Origin of the sequence: Methanosarcina spelaei, from assembly GCF_002287235.1 — an archaeon.
Classification (GTDB): Archaea; Halobacteriota; Methanosarcinia; order Methanosarcinales; family Methanosarcinaceae; genus Methanosarcina; species Methanosarcina spelaei.
The window spans coordinates 1-21,592 of sequence record NZ_LMVP01000357.1 but is presented as its reverse complement, the minus strand read 5'-3'; the positions used below and the strand labels follow the sequence as shown (position 1 = coordinate 21,592).

Below are 21,592 nucleotides of genomic sequence, written 5' to 3'. Positions count from 1 at the left end.
TAGTGTCAGTTTGCCCTGCAAATTTTGATGAAAAAGTAAAATGTCCATTCGTTGACAGGAAAGAGTTCATCGAAGCTTTTGAGAACGCCTTTTGGAATATCGACCAAAAGAACTACAGTATTCTGGTATATTATGGCGTTGCCGGAATTGGAAAAACCAGCCTTAGAAAAGAACTTCCAACCTTGATCGAAAAACACAACGAATCGGACTGGCACACAAGAGTTATATGGACTTCAATAGACTTCGCTACCGAACAATACAGACAGCCTTATAAGTTCCTCGAAGTTCTTTCCAGCCAGCTACGCCAGAAATACGGCATCAAATTCAACTCTTTTGACATCGCTCTTGCTACCTACTGGAAAAAAATCAACCCCTATAGTCCTCTGGTAAAAGAAGATTACTCCGAAAACAGCATTGTTCGCGATGTTCTGGATATTTGCGACGAATTTGTTCCTGTAAACCTAATACCAAACGTGTATAAACTTGCCAAAAGCTTACCTGAACGTTATCAAAAATGGGCTCTGAAACGCAAAGAAGATATTTCAAAACTTCCGAATCTTGAACCAACAGAAATATACGAACGGTTGCCTGTTTACTTGGCTCATGATCTTGCTGATCACCTGCAAAATACTTCAGAATCCGCAGTCATTTTCATAGACACTTATGAAGCCCTCTGGGAAAAGGACAGAGATAAAGGAAGTTTCAATTCCAGAGATGAATGGCTCAGAAAACTTATTGAAAACATACAAAAATCCTGTCTGTGGGTAATTTGTGGAAAAGAGTCCCTTCGCTGGGAAGAAGTGGATGAGGACTGGAAAAATTACCTTTACCAGCGTAAAATTGGAAAACTTCCAGAAAAAGATGCTCTCGATCTGTTAAAACAGTGCGGAATCACTGAAGAGAATATCCAGAAAGTACTCATCGAAAGCAGTGAAGGTGTGCCCTATTATCTTGAACTCTCCATCGATATTTACAGAAAAATAAAGCAAAAAAAGCAGCCCACACCTGAAAACTTTGCAAAGGTTCCGGAAGGTATTTTCTGTAGATTTGTCAAATACCTTGATGGGGAAGAAAAAGAGACACTGAAAGTCTTGTCAGTTCCCAGATACTGGAACCGTGAATTATTCAAAAAACTGGTTAAGGAATTTAATACCGGATATCCTGCAACCAGTTTTTCAGAACTGCATAGTTTTTCTTTTATGGACATTGACGATAAAGGAAAATGTTCCATGCACCAGCTTATGAGAAAAAGCTTGCAGGATAACCAGGATCAAGATTTGAAAAAAGAAGTCCATAATTTCATGCTTGACTTCTACAGCAATCAACTAAAAGATCTTGATATTAAAGCAATAACCCAAGAGCACGAAAATGCATTGATTGAAGCATTCTACCATGCAAAAGAATCACTGGAAGCAGAAGAATTATGCGAATGGTTTATTTCGGTATCGGATCCCTTCGACAGAGCAGCATTCTGGCAGTTAATTACTTCTATGTATGAAGAAATGCTGCAAATTCTTGAAGCAAAACTCGGACCGGAGAATCCTTCAGTTGCAACCGCACTAAATAATCTCGCCGGACTCTATAAAAGAATGGGAGAGTACGAAAAAGCACTCCAACTTTATCAACGAACACTTGATATTCGTGAAAAAACGCTGGGTTCGCAACATCCAGACTTTGCAACAACACTAAACAATTTCGCTGAACTCTATCGTCAAATGGGAGAGTACGAAAAAGCACTCTCACTTTATCAAAAGGCTCTTGAAATCGATGAAAAGGTGCTGGGTCCATATCACCCATCTGTTGCAACAACAATAGATAACCTCGCATTACTCTATCGTCAGATGGGGGAGTATGAAAAAGCACTCCAACTTTCTCAAAGGGCACTTGAAATCTGTGAAAAAGTATTTAATCCGCAACATCCAGATGTTGCAATAGTACTAAACAATCTCTCACTACTCTATTATCAGATGGGAGATTATGACAGAGCGCTTCCACTTTATCAAAAAGCACTTAATATTCAGGAAGAAGTGTTTGGTCCCCAACATCCTGATGTTGCAACAACATTAAACAACCTCGCAGGACTTTATAATAGTATGGGAGAATACGAAAAAGCTCTCCCACTTTATCAAAGAACACTTGATATTCAGGAAAATGTGCTGGGTTTACAACACCCTACTGTTGCAGCAACACTAAACAATCTTGCCGAACTTTATCATCAGATGGGAGATTACGAAAAAGCACTTCCACTTCATCAAAGAGCACTTAATATCCGTGAAAAGATGCTTGATCCACAACACCCAGATATTGCAATAACCCTGAACAATATCGCATTACTCTATAACAATATGGGAGAGTATGAAAAAGCGCTCCCACTTTATCAAAGGGCACTCAAAATACTAGAGGATTCTTTAGGACTAGAGCATCCAGATGTCGCTGTAACACTGAATAACTTAGCGATATTTTATTCGAATATAGGAAAATATGAGGAAGCTTTACCTCTATTCGAACGGGCTGTAGATATCATCGATTGTACGAAACTCGGACTCAATCATCCTTATTTCAGCATCACTATAAACAATTTAATAGGATTATATGATAGTATGCTGGAAGAAATGATTTTTTATGGGTACTTAAGATCATAAAGATAAAAAGAAGGATGCAATAATCAAAGTTGCGCTGGCGCACCCCGCTGCAAGCAACGGGGTATGTTCGCGCCACCGCTCAAAATTCCGTTAAAGGAAATAATAACCCTAAACAATTTAGTGTGAGCAGAAGTTAGTAATCGAAAATGGAATTGAGAAATTTTATTATTATCAACGGTTACCGGGGAAGTTTCCATCCCCGCAGCAAGCTAGCGGGGTATTCGACTGAAATAAAATTCCTTCTTTATTTCAATATTTCGTTATTATCCCCATAGTTTCTCTACAGGAAGCTGAAGACCTTTTGCCCCCGTAACTGTGATCTTTCCCAAGCTTATTTCTCTTATAAGGCATTCACCTACTCAAATTTACCTGGTTTATTCCCTCACATGCCTGACAATATGCCCGGCTTCAGGAATTATAATCTCAGAAAGCCCCAGTTTCACAGCGTTTGGCGACCCCGGCAGGCAAAATACCGCTTTTCCTATAATCACGCCTGCCACAGCTCTGGTAAGAATTACCGACGTCCCTATATCTTCAATACTTTTGTACCTGAAAAGTTCTCCAAAGCCCGGAATTTCTTTTTCAAAAAGTGGGGTTACAGACTCGATTGTAATATCTTTTGGTGCAAGCCCTGTGCCTCCGCTTGTAATAATAATATCTGCTGAGCTGTCAAGAGCAGCAAGAACTGCATTTGTAATTGAGGTTTTTTCGTCGGAAACCAGCCTGTAGAAAGAAACTTTATGGCCTGCAGCTTCGAGAAGATCCTTCATGGCTTTTCCTGAAAGGTCTTCAGCGTCCTCAGGTGAGATCGGATTTCCGTATTTTTCGTATCTTGAAGTCGAAATTGTGATTAAGGCAAAAGAAAAGGATTTTTTTGCTTCTTTTTTGTGAATTTCCGGTGTGGACTCTTTCATGAAAACCACCTTATTGTCGTGAGGCTAAACAATGAAACTTCAAGGGGATATAAAGTATTTTTGTTGCAGCAGTTAAATGCATGACTATAACTACAAAATAACAAAAAGTATAGAATTACTACCCAAAATAGCAAAAGTATGGAATTCACAAATATATAAGAATTAATTGATTGTTTACAGCAACGCATTGCTTTTTTTCAAACACACAGCTATTTAATAACTCGACTCAAATTAAGTATACATGAGTGGGTTCAGGTTTGGGGCAGATTTTCTTTCGACATACGATGAAGGAATAAAAAAGGAATGGATTATAGGAAATGGGCTTGGAGGTTTTGCTTCCTCTACGGTAATTAACGCAAGAACAAGGACTTATCACGGACTGCTTGTAGCAGCTCCGGAGAATTATCCAGGAAGATATTTGATACTTTCTTCCCTTGATGAGGAAATTTCTACCGACGAAGAAACTTATAAACTCGCAACTCATAGATATCCAGGCACTATTTCCCCTACAGGTTTTAATTATCTTTCAGAATTCTCTCAAAATCCATTTCCTACCTGGGTTTATCATGTAAATGATTTAACCTTAAAGAAAACAGTCTTCATGGTTCGCAACAGTAACACAACCTGTGTCCTCTATGATATAGAATCCAAAAAAGAGGAAGCTTTACTAAGAATCTTTCCTCTGGTAAGTTCAAGAGACTTTAATCTCACTGCCCGCGCCGCATACCTTTCATTTACCCAGGAAGCTACTCCTGGTGGAGCAGAACTGGCAAGTTCTAACGGTTTTACTTTCTCGCTTTCATCCGATCTCCAGTATCATCCTGATCCCACATGGTACTATAACTTAGAGTATGACACTGAGAAAGAACGAGGGCTTAACTCTGAGGAAGATAACTTCAGTCCGGGTTATTTTGAAGGCAAGCTAGGATTGGGAAATTTCCGTTTTTTTGTTGCTGCTTCAACAGAAAATATTTCTTCTCTTAATCTCAAGCAAATTGATAAACTCCGTACCAGGGAAGCAAATCGGCAGAACCTTCTTGCTCTTGATTCGAAACTTATTGATCCTTTTGCTCTTAAACTTATCAGGGCGACTGATACTTTCGTAGTGAGAAGTCATATTTCAGGTGAGGATACGATAATTGCCGGGTATCACTGGTATTCTGACTGGGGAAGGGACACCATGATTACTTTGCCTGGCTTGCTTTTAGTTCCTTATCGTTTCGAGGAAGCAAGAACAGTTCTCGATTACTTTGCCAGGTACTGTAGGAGAGGCTTAATCCCTAACACTTTCCCGGCTTTCGGAGGAGAGCCAATTTACAATACAGTGGACGCTTCTCTCTGGTTTATTCATGCCCTTAGCCGCTATTTCGCATATACAAACGATTTTCTCTTTCTCTCGGATATCTGGGACACAGTAGTTAACATTATAGATCATTATTTTACAGGCACGGATTTTGGAATTGGCATGGATCCAGATTATCTCATCCATCAGGGACCCCAGCTAACCTGGATGGACGCTAAAGTCGGAGAATGGGCAGTCACCCCAAGAGCAGGTAAAGCCTGTGAGATAAATGCTCTCTGGTATAATGCCCTGAAAACTGCTTCTTATCTTGGCACTCTTCTCGGCGAAGAGATCTCTCCATACGAAACTCTTGCAAGTGGTGTTGTCTCGAGTTTTGAGAACACTTTCTGGAATCCGGAAACTAACTGTCTCTTCGACCTGGTATATAAGGATGAAACAGGAAACGAGATTAAAGACCCTGCAATCCGACCTAATCAGATCTTTGCCGTATCCCTACCTTATACTATGCTTTCTCCTGAGAAGGAAAAAGCGATTGTGGACAGAGTTGAAAAAGACCTTTTGACCCCTTTTGGGCTTAGAAGTCTTTCGAGAGACCACTCCTTATATAAAGGACAGTATCACGGAGACGCCTTAACCAGAGACGCAGCCTACCATAACGGAACCGTTTGGCCCTGGCTTCTTGGAGCTTATGTGAAAGCTTACAGGAAAATCAATAATTATTCGGAAGATAGTCTTGAGAATATGCGGACTCTCCTCGAGGGTTTTGATATGCAGCTTGAAATAGCAGGTATTGGCTCCATTTCCGAAGTGTTTGACGGTGACTACCCTCACTCTCCAGGCGGATGTATCGCCCAGGCCTGGAGCGTTGCAGAAATTTTAAGGGCATATGTAGAGGATGTACTTGGGATCAAACCTTGAAAATGGAGTTGCTTGTGTAGCCTTTACTTTTGATAGTCAAAAAACCGTGAAAATACCAACCGTGAAAATACCCTTAGGTGTTGTATTTAAGAAGCGTGGGTATGTGGTGAACTGCCATTACATAGTTACGAACTGATCTCAAGACGCAGGATTTGCTTATTTAAATCCTGTACTTGACTTGAGTTATTAATCAATTTTTGATCATGAGAATCAATCTTGATAACTCCTACAATAAGGAATAAAATGAGTTTCACAATAAAATGAGTTTTACAATACATTCAGTTTTACAATACATTCAGTTTTACAATACATTCAGTTTTACAATACAATCAATTTTACAACACGAGTTTTACAATATAACGAACTTCAAGATCAGATCCAGATTAAATTAAGGATTTGCATAGAGTCGAAAAGAAGTGCTTATAATTCAAACTGATTCTTTTGTGAAGAGAACTATCCATCCTAACTTGCATAACGGCGTTCTATAATTATATTTCAGGAAATTATATTTTGGTCCAGCCTTGACTGATGAGTTCTGACCAACCAGGCATCTTAACTAACTCATTATTTCTAACTAACTCATTATTTCTAACTAACTCAATATTTTAACTAAATTAGTATTCCTGACTAACTCAATATTTCTAACTAATTCAGTATTTCTAACTAACTCAGTATTCTGGCAAATTTCGTATAGGGTTCTGCTCTCCAATGCCCTGCTTACTTTCACTTGCTTGCCTATGTTTTAATATCTTACTAACCAATGCACATTTATGCTTATACTTGCAGTGGATGTAGGAACGGGTACTCAGGATATTCTGTACTTCAATTCAGAAAAAGAGGTGGAAAATAGCCTGCTTATGGTCATGCCTGCTCCTACCCAGATAATTGCGAAAAAAGTACGGAAAGCTACCAAAAAGGGAAAAACAATAGTGTTTACCGGAAACATAATGGGAGGAGGCCCCTCAACATTTGCTATCAGGACTCATATAAAGGCAGGTTTTCGGGTATATGCTACTGAAAAAGCTGCTTTGACTATCAATGATAACATTGAAAAAGTAAAGGCTTTCGGAATTCAAATCGTCTCGGAAGCGGAAGCAAAAAAGCTTGCATCCGAAGAAAATGCGCAGGAAATTATTATGCAGGACTTCGATCCTGAATCAACTTCAGCTGCACTTTCGGCCTTTGAGGTTCAGATGCCGACAAACTATGCCGTGGCAGTACAGGACCACGGAAACGCTCCTGAGAAGAGCAACAGGATCTACCGTTTTGAATTGCTTCGAGAACTCATTGAAAAGGGAGGAGAACTTGAGAACTTCGTTTACAGGCCCGAAGAAATTCCTGAGGCTTTTACCCGAATGAAGGCCCAGGCAGATTCCCTTCTCAAAACCGCTGGAAACCGGAAAACAAGGGCAGTTTTCATGGATACCGGGCCTGCAGCCATCTTCGGAGCACTTACCGATCCTGCGGCTGTACAGCCGTGTGTTGTGGTTAATATAGGAAATGGGCATACACTGGGAGCGCTTGTGAACGAAAACAGGATCATGGCCGTTTTTGAGCACCATACTTCCCTCATGAGTCCTGAAAAACTCCAGGACTACATTATAAGGCTTGCCGACGGAAAACTTGGTTTTGACGACGTTTTCGAAGACGGAGGGCATGGTGCATATAGAAGGGAAACTCCAGGTTTTGAACAAATTAGCTTTGAGCAGGTTAGATCTATACTTGTTACGGGCCCAAAAAGAGAAAAGCTTGAGAAGGTTTCGGAATCCGAAATCCGAGAAGAGATATCAAATAAACTGCATTTTGCTGCGCCTTTCGGGAGCATGATGCTTTCAGGCTGTTTTGGGCTCCTTGCAGGATTTCTGGAGAAATACCCTGAACCAGCAATAAACCTTATAAACCACTAAGTAGTAGGGAGTAAGTCACTTAAGCCCAGAATATACAAATTTTCAGGGGTTATAAAAATTCAATTCCGAATCCCTATCAGGGAGCCGGGAAAATGCAGTAGCTGCTTGCTGAAGTCCACCAGGGCAGGTTTACAGATAAATGTAAATACAGGCAGGTATCTCTATATGCACATATCTCATACTGAATCGTTTGTTAGATGGTTTTTACGAACTTAACGCAAACATTTATATGCGGAAACAAATCCGTTACAGCTAATTTCTATTAAACTCATAAACTCATTATCTTTCAGGAGAATCAAGCTTATGGTACGAAAGCCAGGAAGTATGTATAGAAATGTGAGGCAGCGCTCATTTACCAGAAGAAAATACATGGGCGGTGTTCCAGGCAGCCAGATTATTCATTATGACATGGGAGACAAAGCAAACATCTCTTTCCCAATTAAGGTCTCACTGCTTGTAGAAGAAAAATGTCAGATAAGGCACGTTGCTCTTGAAGCAGCCCGTATTACAGCAAACAGGCACCTGACTGAAGATGCCGGAAAGATGGGCTTTTACATGAAGCTCCGTGTCTATCCCCACGAAGTCCTCAGGGAAAACAAGCAGGCAACCGGCGCGGGTGCTGACCGTGTATCCAGCGGAATGCGCAGGGCTTTTGGGAAGAATGTAGGTACTGCAGCAAGGGTAAACTCATTCCAGAAGATCTTCACAGTTGCTGTTGAAAAGCAAAACTTTGCAGCCGCAAAGAAAGCTCTCTGGCATGCAGGACAGAAGCTGCCAACCCCCTGTAGAGTCGTTATCGATGAAGGGGCAGAACTGGTACAGTAATCAGTTAAACTGTTAATATCAAAAGGAGCAATAACATGTACGATTACGAAGAGCTTTTGAACCGTGCAATGGCGAAGATGCCTGACACCGAGACTACGGATGCTCGATTCGTAATCCCTGAGCCCAGAATCTTTTCCGAAGGAAAAACTACAATTCTTGAGAACTTCGGAAATATTGCAGATATCCTTAACCGGGACCCTGACCACTTGATGAAATATCTCACAAGGGAGCTTGGGACTGCAGGGAAAATAGAAGGCACACGTGCAGTCTTCCAGGGAAGGTTTACGAGAGCCCAGATCTCTGATAACATTCAGGCTTATGTGGACGAATACGTTATGTGTTCGGAATGCGGACGCCCGGACACCCAGCTTGTCAGGGTGGACAGGGTACTTATCCTGAGATGTTCTGCTTGCGGAGCTCACAGGCCTGTCAAAAAGAGAAAGGTAAGCAATGTAGTTGTCAGGGATGCCATCGAAGAAGGCGGCACCTATGAGCTCCGGATCGATGCAGTCGGGTCCAAAGGCGACGGAATTGCAAAGATAGACAAGTATACGGTTTTCGTGCCCGGAGCCTCAAAAGGCGACGTGGTCAAAGTAAAAATAAAGAAAATCAGCGGAAACCTCGCTTTCTCAGAGAGAGCAGCCTGAGGTTTAGGCTTATTTAAAAATCTTAAGAAGCAGCTCAGGCCAATTATTTTTATTTTCGTGCCTGGGCTGCTTAAATTCAACCGTTGCGCCGGTTGATCACGCCGGATAGGGTTTGGGGATAAGGCTCTAAAATTAAAATGTTGAATTGTTTTCGTTCAAGCCTTTTTTGAAAAGATTTGCGTAAACCGTTGCGCCATTTTATCATGCTGACCAAGTCGTTGTTGGAATTTGTGATCAAACTTTTTTTAGAATATTTGCAGCTAACCCTTTTAAAAAGATTGTTTTAAAAAGGGTTGATTATAAATATCCAGCAGGCAAATCAGGAATCTGTGGAGAAAGAATGACTTTTGAAAAAGATGATTCACCGGAAGTTTCATTGAGAGAGGCTCAAAAAAAGGAGAAAAATATAGAAATTCTCTCAATTCCCGGACTATCAGTAAACCTGAGGCATGTCGGGGATGTTCCGGAGCTTACGGCAAACGGGACTCTGAAAGCAGCTTTTAACCCTATCTTGAAAAAGATGAACTCCCGCCTCAAGGAGGAAAAATTAGCCCTCATAGAAGATGACAGGGTCATTGCTTCGGCCTGGCTCCCTCCAATCCCGAGTCCGGTATTTAAACGCCTTATTTTTTCGGAAATACAGATAGCTCTTGGAAAATACATTCCTGAAACCGTATCCATTGAACTTACCCGCCAGAATAGCTCAAGATATTTACCCGGAACGGTTGCAGACGAATTGGATACGGATATTATAAAAAAAATAATCGATGAAGCCCTTGAATCCGGCACCTTTATTATCACATTTACCGAAAACGATCCTCTCCTGAGGGAAGAAGTTTTTGAGCTGATAAGGTATGTGGACAAGAAGCGGGCTATAGTAAACTGTTCCACCTGGGGTACGGATTTTTCAGCAGAAACGGCTTTTCGCCTGAAAGATGCGGGGCTCCATTCCCTTATGGTAGGCATTTACTCAACTGATCCTGAAAAACATGATGCTGCCCGAAACTCAAGGGGAGCATACGAAAGAGCGGTTTCTGCCATAAAACTGGCACTTGAAGCCGGGCTCATGGTTGTAATGACAACACATGCATCTCCCTCAAATATACAGGAACTGCCTGCGCTCTATAACCTTGCATCAGAACTCGGAGTCCATGAATTTTCAGTCTGGGAAGCAATGCCAAAAACCAGGGATGAGCCTGTACTCAATGACGAAGACAGGAAAAGCATCCTTGAGATGTACCACAGGATAAATTCCAGCCAGAATGGCCCAAGGATGTTTGCGAATACTTATTTTGAAGGTCAGATGCTGGGTGCAATGGAAGGCAGGCGCTGGATGCACATAACGGCAGACGGAGATGTAAAAGCCGGTCCTTATCCGCCTTTCAGTTTTGGGAGTATAAAAGAAGAATCTTTAAAAAGCGCCTGGCAGAAAATCAGGGGTTACCCTTACTTCCAGAAGCATAAAAGCCTGGCTCCGATGCACGATCCGGAATTTATGGAGTTTGTTGACAGGATTCCGGCAGGAGCAAAACTGCCATATCCTTTTGGAAAGGTTTGTGAAAAATAAAAAGGAATAAGTTGCAGGATATCCTTTTACAGCATTTTTCCCAGGCGTTCTCTCCGGTACATTGATATTCTTTTTAACCTGAATTTAGTTGGGATATGACAACCAAGGAGAGTTAAAAACCTCATACTTCTGGAAAGCCATTTGAATCTAACTGCCTGTCCGAAGATAAACATTTACATATTAGCACGTATTCTTAAAGAGCAATTTAGCTGGAACTGCGTTCATATCTTTAATTATTTTCAGCAAGAGAAAGCTGCCTGCCTGAAGTTTTTCCCAGAAAATCGGCAGCCAACGAGGGACTTTATGACTAATAAACTTGATCCATGGAGTTCAAGCGAGATTAATGACTATTCCAAGTTATTCGAAGAATTCGGGATTTCTCCATTTGATAATGTACTTCCTGAAATCCCCTCTCCACATATGTATATGCGGAGAAGAGTTATCTTCGGGCACCGTGATTACGAACAGATTGCAGAGGCCATAAGGACAGGTGCCCCTTTTTCGGTTATGGACGGCTTTATGCCTTCAGGGAAAGTTCACCTCGGGCACAAGATGGTTATGGACCAGATAATCTGGCACCAGCAAAGAGGAGCATCGGCTTTTGTCGGGATTGCGGACAGAGAGGCTTTCTCAGTACGTGGTTTTTCCTGGCAGAAATGCAGGGAAATTGGGGTAGAAGAATATATACTAAGTCTTATTGCTCTCGGTTTTAAGCCCGATGGTCTTATTTACTTCCAGTCAGGATGTGGCAGCGTTAAAGACCTCGCATTTGAACTCGGTGTCAAGATCAATTTCTCTGAATTGAGCGCTATTTATGGGTTTTCGGGAGAGACAAACCTTTCCCATATGATAAGTGTAGCAACCCAGGCCGCTGATATTCTTCAACCACAGCTTGAAGAATTTGGAGGACCAAAGCCGGTTGTTGTCCCTGTAGGGCCTGACCAGGACCCTCACCTTCGGCTGACGCGAGGACTTGCAGGCAAGATGAGCATGTTCAGGGTAGAGGAAAGAGAAAACGCAAATGGCGGGAAATACCTGAGCGTGCGCGGCAAGGGAGCCCTGAAGGAAGCGTTACAGGAACTCAAAAAACGAATTCCGGGTAAGGTGAAACTCTATGAAGAGCACCTGGACATAATTCAAACTCCTGACTATCCGTTCCTGGAAAGACTTGTTTCGCAGATAAACCAACCTGAGAAAAAGAGATACTTCACGGCCGAGCTTGAAGAGGTCTCGGAATTTGCTAATGAAATTAAACCATATGAATTCTCAGGTTACGAAGAATACTTTGTTTTCAGAAAAGTATGGAAACTCACCCGAAAAATACTGGATGAGATTGTAGCTGAAGTAGCCGCTGAGTTCGAAGGCTATGCTTTCATTCCTCCTGCATCTACCTATCACCGCTTCATGAGTGGACTGCAGGGAGGAAAGATGTCGAGCAGCGTCCCTGACAGTTATATTGCTCTAACTGACGACCCGAAAGAAGGTGCAAAAAAGGTAAAAAGGGCAAAGACCGGCGGTTGTGTAACCCTCGAAGAGCAAAAAAAATTGGGTGGAAAACCTGATGAATGTTCTGTCTTCGAACTGCTGCTTTTCCACCTGGCAGAAAATGATGATGAACTGCTGGAAATAAGAGAAGAATGTGTCTGTGGAACCAGGATGTGTGGCTCATGCAAGCAGCTTGCAGCCGAAAAGATGTACGAGTTCCTCAAAGACCATCAGGAGAAGCGGGAACTGGCAAGAGAACACCTTGGCGAATATAATATAATTTATAAGAAATAACTTAGGAAATCAACTTATAAATAATCGTTTAGAAGCGACTTTGCAAAGAAAACTTGCTAAATAAATTCACATAAGATAACTTTACAAATTAAACTTTATGAAAATTGACCTGTTATAATAATGAACTCACAATGTTTCAGGAATTTCAGGATGTGATCATATATGAGTATTCAGGACAATCTCACAATCAACGAGAAAAAAGTCTTGCTTGCCCTTGAGGAAATAGGATCTGCTGCTCCCGAAAGGCTGGAGGAGAAATCAGGATTGCAGGTAGATGCGGCAATGCAGGCAGCTTTCATGCTTGAGGAGAAAGGGCTGGTTTTGGTTTCTGAAAAGGTGCTTGAACGTTATTCCCTTACAAAGGAAGGAGAAGAGTACACAAAAAACGGGCTTCCGGAGCGCCAGATTATTGACTTTCTGAAAAACCCTACCTCGCTTGAAGAACTGAGAAGCCATTTCTCTCCGCAAATGGTAGGGATTGCAACCGGCTGGCTCGTAAAAAAAGGATGGGCGAAAGTTGAAAACGGGGTAATGGTACCGTCTGGAAAAGTGAATGCAGGAAAAGATGAGGAAACCCTTGCGGCTTTCACAGACAAAGCAAAAATCCTTGAAGAGATCGGGGCCGACCAGGGAACAATAAAGGACCTTCTCAAACGTAAACTTATCATAAAACACGAAGAAAAGTCCAGGACTGTTTCTATAACTGATGCAGGAAATGCACTTGCCACCGAGGGGCTTGTCCTTGAAGAGGAAATTGCTCAGCTCACGCCCGACTTATTGAAGAGCGGAGCCTGGAAGGAGAAGAAGTTCAGGCCTTACCGCCTTGATATTACCCCCAAACCCCTTTATGGAGCCAAGATTCATCCTTACAGACGTCTTATAGAGCAGATGCGCCAGATCTTCCTGGAAATGGGATTTTCCGAGATTAAAGGCGGGATAATCCAGAGTTCTTTCTGGAATTTCGATGCCCTTTTCCAGCCTCAGGACCACCCCGCAAGGGATATGCAGGACACTTTCCACCTGGGCAGTACCTGTCAGCTTCCGACCGAATATTTTGAAGAGGTTGCTGCAATGCATGAGCACGGAGGAGAAATCGATTCCTGCGGCTGGGGCGGAACCTGGGATAAGGAACTTGCAAGACGCAACGTGCTGAGAACCCATACAACATCCGTCACTGTCAAATATCTGGCTGACCACCCCAAATCACCTGTAAAAGCTTTCTGCATTGACAGGGCTTACCGCAGGGAAACCATTGATCCTACCCATACTCCGGAGTTCGAGCAGCTTGAAGGGGTTGTAATGGACAAAGATATGTCTTTTGCAGACCTGCTTGGCTTACTGGCAGAATTCTACCACAGGATGGGATTCGAAGAAGTCCGCTTCCGTCCCGGATATTTCCCATACACCGAACCAAGTGTGGAACCTGAAGTCTATGTTGACGGCCTGGGTTGGGTTGAACTTGGAGGTGCAGGCGTTTTCAGAAAAGAAGTTACTGAGCCTTTAGGGATTAAAGACCCTGTTCTCGCCTGGGGGCTCGGAGTCAGCCGGCTTGCTATGCTGAAGCTAGGGCTTAAAGACCTCAGGCTTCTATATCAGTCCGACATTGACTGGCTTAGAAAGAGTGAGGTTTTCAGGACCTGAAATCTGAATTGAGGGTTTATAACCTGAAATTTCTCAGGTTAAAACTTTTTATTTTAACTTAGACAAAAAGCTACAGCCGACAAGGCAATCAAAGGCAAACTATAAAAGTCGAGGCTATAAAAAGCTAAGCTATAAAAATACGTAGAGAGATATTTACCTTACAGAATCCTAGTTCCTAAACATACTTTCATTAGAGATATATAATTACGAAGTATACTAACTGGTGAAATCAGGGATGAAAAAATTGCGTTAGCAATTAAACAAAAGGGGGGTAAGTAATGGCAGATATCCAATCAGAGATAGATAAACCAGCAGAATCTTCAGCAGAATCTTTATCAAGATCTCCATCAGAATCTTCAGCAGAATCTTCAGCAGAATCTTCAGCAGAATCTTCAGCAGAACATGTGACTGGCCCTAAAAAATTGGTAGGTTTTCCGGAAGATCAGAAGACAGTAGAATCACATGCAGTAGCTACGAAAACTGGCATAGCAACCAGGTACTGGCTTGAACTGATGTCCTATCCTGCAGACAGCACAAGAAGTTTATGGCTCTTTGTTAACGATGACTGGAGGCACCTGGACAACCCCGACTTTGGCACTCAGGTCTCTGTGCAGAATGCTTTTTGCAAATGTTCGGAACACCTGGAAGTTCTGGTCTGGTACTCCGAAGATACGATAGAAGGACTGATAGTAAAGACGAAATAAATGGAATAAATAAGTAAATAAATAAATAAATAAATAAATGAAATGACTCAAACAAGATGACTGAGCTCGAAATCTTTTTACTCCTCTGCTGCACAGGCAGTTCAATAAACGAGATACAAGGACTAATCTAAACTTGGACCCAAATTCTACAGATCCCAGGCAACTTTTCTCTTTTTCTAACTTTTAGCGGTTCATATTAAATATTTTAAGATTTTTGCGGCTTTAAAAGATTTATTCGGGCTTTTAATCCAAAAAGAAAAGACAAAAATACCATTAAATAACTGCAAATCGTATTTTTCCAGTATAAGTTATTCGAGAACGGAGTACAAAAGAAGCAGAATAGGGGGTTGGTGGACTATAAACAGAAACAAGTACTGGAAAATTACGCGAAGCGGTTTGTACGGGACCGCTAAGGTACTTTTAGAGTTCATAGTAGTAATTATGATATCATCAGTTTTCCTGCTTGCAAGCTACTGGTATCTCTGGCTAATGATAGTAGCCGGGTTTCTTATCTTGCTTGTAGTATGGCACGCAAAAAACTTTGCCTATCTCTGTCCCGGATGCGGCGAAGTATTCGAAGTTTCAACGCTTAAAGGTTTCATCAGCCCAAACGGTGTGAATAAAAAGTACCTGAGGTGCCCGAGGTGTGGGAAAAAGGCATGGGCTGATATGCTGAGAATTAAAGAGAAAACTGTCCTTAAGAAGTAGCTGTTATCTGAAAAACGAACATGCCAGTTATATGAAAAGGAAAAAGGAACCTAAAGCCCTGGGAAAAGGTTTCCGAAAACGAATCCTGAGGAAAGATGAAAAAGGAAAACAAAGACAAGAAAAGCAATCCAGGTCCTCGTACAGGAGAAAACGTTTCCCTCCTTCCAATTCTTGCTGTAAATTTCATAGGCACGCTCGGGTTTAGCATTGTACTCCCATTTCTGGTATTTCTGGTTAACCGACTGGGAGGGAATGCTTTTATTTATGGGCTGGCAAGTTCGATGTATCCGGCTTTTCAGTTAATAGGAGCCCCTATTCTAGGCAGGTGGTCTGATATTTACGGCCGCAAAGAAATACTTTTTATAAGCCAGCTAGGGACTTTACTTTCATGGATTATCTTCCTTGGGGTTCTTTTTCTTCCGGTAATAAGCCTCTTTAAAATCGAGTCCGGAGTTCTGGGAGCTTTTACAGTTACCCTGCCTCTTGTAGTGCTCTTTTTCGCCAGAGCACTTGACGGACCTGACCGGAGGAAATGTATCGGTAGCCAATGCGTATCTGGCTGATATTACTTTAGAAAGAGATCGGAGCCGAAATTTCGGTAAAATGTCGATTTCCGAGAATCTTGGATTTGTAGTTGGTCCTGCTCTTGCCGGAGTACTAAGCTTAACAGCGTATGGGGATGTAGCTCCCGTACTTGGAGCAATAATAATCTCACTTATCGGAACATTGCTGGTTATATTTTATCTTCCCGAAAGTAAAGAGTGCGCTCCCGGTAAGCCTGAAGATGCTGGGAATGTACGGAAAATCTTCGGTTACGAGATCAGGAAATGCAAAATCACAAAGGAGATAACGAAACCTGGTTTCAGAGAAATTCTGAGAATTCCGGGCATTTCCTACATGCTGGGACTGTACTTTCTAATCGACCTTGGTTACAATGTATTCTATACAGCTTTTCCTTTACACGCAATTTCAACTCTCAATTGGAGCATTGCAAAAATGGGCGTTTATTTTACGGTATTGAGCGGGCTTCTGATACTCGTACAGAGTACTGTACTTCCCAGGATTTCAAGAAAATATTCGGATGTTGTCCTTATAATTTTCGGAAGCCTTATGCTTGGTACGAATTTTCTGCTTCTCATCCCCGGAAATGTCTTCCTTACCTACCTTGCAGCCGGTTTTTTTGCACTTGGAGACGGGATTATGTGGCCTTCGTTTCTTTCCCTCTTATCAAAAGTCGCAGGGAGAAAATACCAGGGTACGGTACAGGGTGTTGCCAGCAGTTCCGGAGGCCTTGCCAGCATCACAGGACTTATCCTTGGCGGCCTTTTATATGAAACACTTGCAGGAACTTCTTTCCTGATTGCAGGCCTGGTAATCTATACAGTTTTTGTGCTCAATTTCCGGCTCAGGCGTTTTGAAGAACAGATAATTTTGAGAAACGAATAAACTGGATCTCAGGACCAGTAAATTACAGAGCCGAAATATAATATTCAGACAGATTCTAAGTCATTCTAAGTCATTCAAAGGCTGCAGATTTGTCGCTGATACTAAGTAACTGTCACAAAACAGATTAGGCAAACTTTTCATAAAGTTAATTTTTAATTGGTGATAATGATCTTGAAAATCAAGGCATCCAATCGAAACTTATGCATAGTTTGTTCTGTGACGACTCCTAAGTGTTTTTTTCTATTACTTTAAACCTTACAGTAAACTCAGTACCTTTGTTCCTTTTCAATTTAAGTTCGCCGTCTAACTGATTTACTAGAGTGTTTACTAACTGCATGCCAAGTGACTCGACACTTTCTAATTTCAGACCTTCAGGAATTCCTTTCCCATTATCTGAAACTGTCAGACAGAAATCTGACTTGTGAATTCCGTTGACAATCTCTTCATACCTACGAAGTTGAATTCCAATTTCTCCTTCGTTCTTTTCAGTGAATGCATGTTTGAGAGAATTGGAAATTAGTTCATTAACAATTATGCCTAAAGGAATAGCAGTATCCATATCAAGAAATGCGTTATCTTCCAGATCCATATTCAAACGGATATTTATGCTGCTAAGTTTATAAGTCATCAACAGGTTATCAGCTAATTTCTTAAGATATTCTGAGAAGTTAAGTTTTTCTGCCTGCCCTCCTTTGTAGAGTTCTTCATGGATTAGAGACATTGAGAGTACACGGTTCTGACTTTCACTGAAAGCTTGTTTGACTTTTTTATCCTCAAATTTTTCGGCCTGGAGGTCCAAAAGAGAAGAGATTACCTGCAGGTTATTTTTGATTCTGTGGTGAATTTCTTTTATACGGACTTTTTCGAGTTTTATCAGGGCTTCTTTTGTTTTTTTACGTTCAGTTATATCTTGAATTATTCCTCTAACTCTAATAGGGGTGTTTTTCTCATCAAAAATCACTTGTCCCTGTGCAAAAAGTATATGTTCTTCTCTATTAGCTAAGATAATTCTAAAATCAATTTCAAAGGATTTCCCATAAAAAACTTCTTTAAAAGCATTATTCACATATTCTCTATCTTCTGGAAGAACAAGGTTCAAAAATGCATCATAAGTCTCATCGAACTCCTGAGAGTGAAGTCCGAAAATATTACGTATTTCATCTGACCAGTATAATTCGTCAGTCACCAGGTTCCAGTCCCAATTTCCGAGATGGGCTATTTTTTGAGCTTCACTTAGTCTCATTTTATTTTCAAGTAATGAGTTATAAGCCTCTTCAAGTTCAACTGTACGCTCTTTAATTTTTTCTTCTAACGTATCATTTGCTTTTTTTAATGCCTCTTCAGCTCTTTTGCGCTCGGTAATGTCAACTGCAATACAGATAACTCCAACAATGGCACCTGTAGCATCACTTAATGGCTCAGTGGTCATCTCACTGAATAAGTCTCCACCGGCAGAAGAAGGCCTATGGATAACCACTTCATCACATCTGCTGACACCACTAGCTAAAACCTGCTTTTTGAGAGAGATAAAAGTCTCAGCATCTTCTAATTGATATATGTCATAGTCATTCTTACCTAGAAGGTCTTCGAGTTTGAAACCAGGTGAAGGGTTATAAGCCCACGTGTATCTCAGATCACGGTCTTGACTGGAAATAACAATAGAAGATCCCTGCAAAGCGACACGGAAGCGCTCTTCGGACTTATGTAACATATCTTCTATTTGCGCTCGCTCTATAATATCTGCCGCATGCTGAGCTAGCAGGTCAATTAACTGAAGTTCATGATCTTGTGGTTTATGTGGTTTTTTGTAATGTGTTGAGAACATACCGAGTGGTTTTCCTGACCGGCTTACAATTGGTGTAGATTGTACCGCTCGTATTCCGGCTTTAAGCTGGATTTCCAGAGCAAGGGTACCTACGAAAATCGGGCTTTGTTCAACATCCTCGACAATTACCCTCTCTTTACGTCCAAGTGCAGTACCACAAGTTCCTTTTCCCATAGATACACTGTTCCAGAAGTCCAGCCACCATTTGGGAAATCCACGATAAGCTACAATCTTAAGTTCAGATGATTCTGGGTCCAGTAATTGGATATTGCCAAAATCAGCACTCGAAATTGCAATTGCTGCATCGACTATTTCGCCAAGAACAGGTTCAAGACAGCCTTCATGAACGAACAGCGTACCGATCTTATGCAGTCTAGTCATAGCATTAAGGTCGGCCTGTAGACGTTTTTTGCTATCGTTCAATGCTTTCTCTGACCTAGCCTGCTCTATCATGTCAGCTGCCTGCCGTGCTAGCAGGTCAAGCCTCCAGAGATCATGCTCATTTGGAGAATAAGGAAAGTTCCATTGGGTCGTAAGGATACCAAGAAGCTCACCCGTTCGGCTTAATATCGGTGTGGACTGAATCGCTCGTACTCCGGCTTCGCGCATTACAGTCAGGGAAGGTGTCCCGACAAACATAGAACTTGTTTCAACATCCTCAATAACAATACGTTCTCTTTGTTTCATCGCCTTTCCACAAACCGAAGCCACGTTCTCAGCAGATGCAAAATCATCCAAAAAAGGCTGTTTGTGACCATAATGAGCAACAATATGTAGCGAATCATCCTCAAGGAGTTGCAAAGTACCCATTTTTGCGTCCACGATAGAGATTGCTGCGTCCATTATTTCTTTTAATAGTGGTTGAATCCCCTCCGATCCCAGAAGTTTTGTACTCAGCTCATGTATTTGAGTCAGTGCTTCCAAATCGGCTTTTACAAGAAGATGTGCCTGTTTTTTCTCCGGATCTAATTCATCAATATCATACTTAGGTCCTTTATCCTGCTGCAAATATGCTTTCAGGCTCTGTATCTTGTCTTTTAAGGCACGGTTTTCGTCCACCAGTAGCTTATTCTCATCTAATAATGCTTGATATTTTATAGGCTCACAGCCATCAGTATATTTGGTAGTCATATTTTTATACTGACCTTTTAAGATTAATTTTATCTTGCTGATATGGTTCTCTTAAATCATTTTTTACTTTAATATTTGATTAACATCCCCAATACTTTTACGTTAATGGCGCTAGTTTCTGCTTCTTTTGACACTGCTTTCTTGAGATTGCACTTAACAAATGTTATGCCAGTTATTTGGATAGCCTGATCTCACGCTTGAGACTTTTAATGGTGTGAATTTATAGGGGGAATTTTATAATAATTGAATAAGAAATGTATTTCTTTGGGGTTTTATTCTCACTGTCAGAACTATACACTTTTTTAAAGGTGTGCCCTTTCGATAATATCTGCTGCACTGCGAGCTAGAAGATCCAACATTTGAAGTGTGTTTTCGTCTGGCTTATGTGGTTTTTTATATTGTGTTGAGAACATGCCGAGTGGTTTTCCTGACCTGCTCACAATTGGTGTAGATTGTACCGCTCTTATTCCGGCTTTAAGCTGAATTTCCAGAGCAGGTGTACCTACGAAAATCGGGCTTTGTTCAACATCCTCGACAATTACCCTCTCTTTACGTCCAAGTGCCGTACCACAAGTTCCTTTTCCTACAGATACACTGTTCCAGAAGTCCAGCCACCATTTGGGAAATCCACGATAAGCTACAATCTTAAGTTCAGATGATTCAGGATCCAGTAATTGGATATTGCCAAAGTCAGCGCCAGAAATTGCAATTGCTGCATCGACTATCTCGCCAAGAACTGGTTCAAGACAGCCTTCACGAATGAACAGCATGCTGATTTTATACATTCTGGTCATTGCATCGAGATCGAACATTAACTGTTTCTCGCGCTCACTATAGGTTGTCTCTACCTGTTCCGGATCAATTTTGCCTGTAGTCCGTTCAATTCCTTCAGCCTGCGCCAGACCTGCTCTTAAACTCTTTATCTCTTCCTTTAATGTATTGTTTTCATCTACCAGTAACTTATTCTCATCCAATAATGTCTGACACATTGTGGATTCTTGACTTGTAGTATATTTAGAACTCATGCTTTCCACCATCCCTAAACAATCTGTTAATCTTAGAAATTTTGAATTTTCTATAATTTTGAGTTTTCGGTAATTTATATTACAGGCTGTCTAAAGACTTGACTTATTATACAATAAGATAATTTATGTTGTTTAGTTTAACCTGGATAGAAAATTTATCTGAAGTTCAGGCATATATTTACCTTTAAGTCAAATTTTGAGTCCCTTATACAATTAAATGTAATTATGAGACTATATGGCGACTATGACTTTTACTATGATTTTTTACTATGATTTTTTACTATGATTTTTATTGAATTAGAGAAATATTATATGAACCTGATTATATTTAGGATAAAATAGATTAAAATAAAAATCTTAACTTTAATTAATTATATATAGACATATTATAATTTTTGTATTTATGATAATAATTCTTAATAATAATCATTAAAATATTAGATATATAGATCAGACATATTATTTAATACCTGCTTTAAGCAACAAGCACAATATAACGGATTAACAGATTAAAATAAAAGACCAATACGTTATTATTTAACAAAAAACTGAATAAAATCAAAGTTGCGCTGGCGCACCCCGCTGCAAGCAACGGGGTATGTCCGCGCCA

The 21,592-nt window shown here is 41.0% G+C and carries 15 protein-coding genes; 12 read left to right on the top strand and 3 right to left on the bottom strand.

The genetic code is table 11. The features are described from left to right. The first annotated feature begins 2 nt into the window (after window positions 1-2). Window positions 3-2,642 carry a tetratricopeptide repeat protein gene (locus ASJ81_RS14580; RefSeq protein ID WP_095645030.1) on the top strand — a complete coding sequence of 880 codons (2,640 nt, stop codon included), beginning with the start codon at window positions 3-5 and terminating at the stop codon, window positions 2,640-2,642. Window positions 2,643-3,016: 374 nt separating this feature from the next. Here the strand turns inward: ASJ81_RS14580 and ASJ81_RS14575 are convergent, their stop codons facing one another. Continuing rightward, window positions 3,017-3,556 carry a MogA/MoaB family molybdenum cofactor biosynthesis protein gene (locus ASJ81_RS14575; RefSeq protein WP_095645029.1) on the bottom strand — a complete coding sequence of 180 codons (540 nt, stop codon included), beginning with the start codon at window positions 3,554-3,556 and terminating at the stop codon, window positions 3,017-3,019. Between the two features lie 241 nt (window positions 3,557-3,797). Between ASJ81_RS14575 and ASJ81_RS14570 the strand changes: the two genes are divergently transcribed. The 11 genes from ASJ81_RS14570 (at window position 3,798) to ASJ81_RS14525 (ending at window position 17,001) form a co-directional block, all read left to right on the top strand. Continuing rightward, complete coding sequence (locus ASJ81_RS14570) at window positions 3,798-5,777, top strand: amylo-alpha-1,6-glucosidase (protein WP_095645028.1); 1,980 nt, start codon at window positions 3,798-3,800, stop codon at window positions 5,775-5,777. Between the two features lie 770 nt (window positions 5,778-6,547). After that, window positions 6,548-7,684, top strand: a complete 1,137-nt coding sequence (locus ASJ81_RS14565) for a DUF1786 domain-containing protein (protein ID WP_095645027.1) — start codon at window positions 6,548-6,550, stop codon at window positions 7,682-7,684. Between the two features lie 303 nt (window positions 7,685-7,987). Beyond that, window positions 7,988-8,509, top strand: coding sequence for a 50S ribosomal protein L16 (locus tag ASJ81_RS14560; RefSeq protein WP_095645026.1), 522 nt, complete (start codon window positions 7,988-7,990; stop codon window positions 8,507-8,509). Between the two features lie 35 nt (window positions 8,510-8,544). After that, window positions 8,545-9,156 carry a translation initiation factor IF-2 subunit beta gene (locus ASJ81_RS14555; protein WP_048117905.1) on the top strand — a complete coding sequence of 204 codons (612 nt, stop codon included), beginning with the start codon at window positions 8,545-8,547 and terminating at the stop codon, window positions 9,154-9,156. 340 nt (window positions 9,157-9,496) lie between these two features. Next, on the top strand, window positions 9,497-10,723 hold the full coding sequence (locus ASJ81_RS14550) for a radical SAM protein (protein ID WP_095645025.1): 1,227 nt from the start codon (window positions 9,497-9,499) through the stop codon (window positions 10,721-10,723). 303 nt (window positions 10,724-11,026) lie between these two features. After that, window positions 11,027-12,502, top strand: coding sequence for a tryptophan--tRNA ligase (locus tag ASJ81_RS14545; protein ID WP_095645024.1), 1,476 nt, complete (start codon window positions 11,027-11,029; stop codon window positions 12,500-12,502). 162 nt (window positions 12,503-12,664) lie between these two features. Continuing rightward, window positions 12,665-14,143: a phenylalanine--tRNA ligase subunit alpha gene (gene pheS / locus ASJ81_RS14540; RefSeq protein WP_095645023.1), complete on the top strand. Its 1,479-nt coding sequence runs from the start codon at window positions 12,665-12,667 to the stop codon at window positions 14,141-14,143. Between the two features lie 278 nt (window positions 14,144-14,421). After that, the gene (locus tag ASJ81_RS14535; RefSeq protein WP_095645022.1) at window positions 14,422-14,847 is read left to right on the top strand and encodes a hypothetical protein; all 426 of its coding nucleotides are present in this window, start codon (window positions 14,422-14,424) and stop codon (window positions 14,845-14,847) included. Between the two features lie 441 nt (window positions 14,848-15,288). Beyond that, window positions 15,289-15,555 (top strand): zinc-ribbon domain-containing protein, encoded by a 267-nt coding sequence (locus ASJ81_RS14530; RefSeq protein ID WP_245860184.1) that lies wholly within the window; start codon window positions 15,289-15,291, stop codon window positions 15,553-15,555. A 95-nt stretch (window positions 15,556-15,650) separates the two neighbouring features. Continuing rightward, window positions 15,651-16,118 (top strand): MFS transporter, encoded by a 468-nt coding sequence (locus ASJ81_RS24460; protein ID WP_338037570.1) that lies wholly within the window; start codon window positions 15,651-15,653, stop codon window positions 16,116-16,118. Beyond that, entirely contained in the window at window positions 16,066-17,001 is a 936-nt protein-coding gene (locus tag ASJ81_RS14525; protein ID WP_338037569.1) for an MFS transporter, read from the top strand. The genes ASJ81_RS24460 and ASJ81_RS14525 overlap by 53 nt, the downstream gene beginning before the upstream one ends. Window positions 17,002-17,227: 226 nt before the next feature. Here ASJ81_RS14525 and ASJ81_RS14520 read toward each other — a convergent pair whose 3' ends face one another. Both ASJ81_RS14520 and ASJ81_RS14515 read right to left on the bottom strand, forming a co-directional pair. Beyond that, window positions 17,228-19,957, bottom strand: coding sequence for a histidine kinase dimerization/phosphoacceptor domain -containing protein (locus tag ASJ81_RS14520; RefSeq protein ID WP_095645020.1), 2,730 nt, complete (start codon window positions 19,955-19,957; stop codon window positions 17,228-17,230). A 302-nt stretch (window positions 19,958-20,259) separates the two neighbouring features. After that, window positions 20,260-20,982 carry a GAF domain-containing protein gene (locus ASJ81_RS14515; RefSeq protein ID WP_212556085.1) on the bottom strand — a complete coding sequence of 241 codons (723 nt, stop codon included), beginning with the start codon at window positions 20,980-20,982 and terminating at the stop codon, window positions 20,260-20,262. Window positions 20,983-21,592: the final 610 nt, after the last annotated feature.

Bases quoted from the DNA above. Each gene is read 5' to 3' on its own strand.
- ASJ81_RS14575 (WP_095645029.1), bottom strand. From the start codon at position 3,556: ATGAAAGAGTCCACACCGGAAATTCACAAAAAAGAAGCAAAAAAATCC.
- ASJ81_RS14570 (WP_095645028.1), top strand. From the start codon at position 3,798: ATGAGTGGGTTCAGGTTTGGGGCAGATTTTCTTTCGACATACGATGAA.
- ASJ81_RS14565 (WP_095645027.1), top strand. From the start codon at position 6,548: ATGCTTATACTTGCAGTGGATGTAGGAACGGGTACTCAGGATATTCTG.
- ASJ81_RS14560 (WP_095645026.1), top strand. From the start codon at position 7,988: ATGGTACGAAAGCCAGGAAGTATGTATAGAAATGTGAGGCAGCGCTCA.
- ASJ81_RS14555 (WP_048117905.1), top strand. From the start codon at position 8,545: ATGTACGATTACGAAGAGCTTTTGAACCGTGCAATGGCGAAGATGCCT.
- ASJ81_RS14550 (WP_095645025.1), top strand. From the start codon at position 9,497: ATGACTTTTGAAAAAGATGATTCACCGGAAGTTTCATTGAGAGAGGCT.
- ASJ81_RS14545 (WP_095645024.1), top strand. From the start codon at position 11,027: ATGACTAATAAACTTGATCCATGGAGTTCAAGCGAGATTAATGACTAT.
- pheS (WP_095645023.1), top strand. From the start codon at position 12,665: ATGAGTATTCAGGACAATCTCACAATCAACGAGAAAAAAGTCTTGCTT.
- ASJ81_RS14535 (WP_095645022.1), top strand. From the start codon at position 14,422: ATGGCAGATATCCAATCAGAGATAGATAAACCAGCAGAATCTTCAGCA.
- ASJ81_RS14530 (WP_245860184.1), top strand. From the start codon at position 15,289: ATGATATCATCAGTTTTCCTGCTTGCAAGCTACTGGTATCTCTGGCTA.
- ASJ81_RS24460 (WP_338037570.1), top strand. From the start codon at position 15,651: ATGAAAAAGGAAAACAAAGACAAGAAAAGCAATCCAGGTCCTCGTACA.
- ASJ81_RS14520 (WP_095645020.1), bottom strand. From the start codon at position 19,957: ATGACTACCAAATATACTGATGGCTGTGAGCCTATAAAATATCAAGCA.
- ASJ81_RS14515 (WP_212556085.1), bottom strand. From the start codon at position 20,982: ATGAGTTCTAAATATACTACAAGTCAAGAATCCACAATGTGTCAGACA.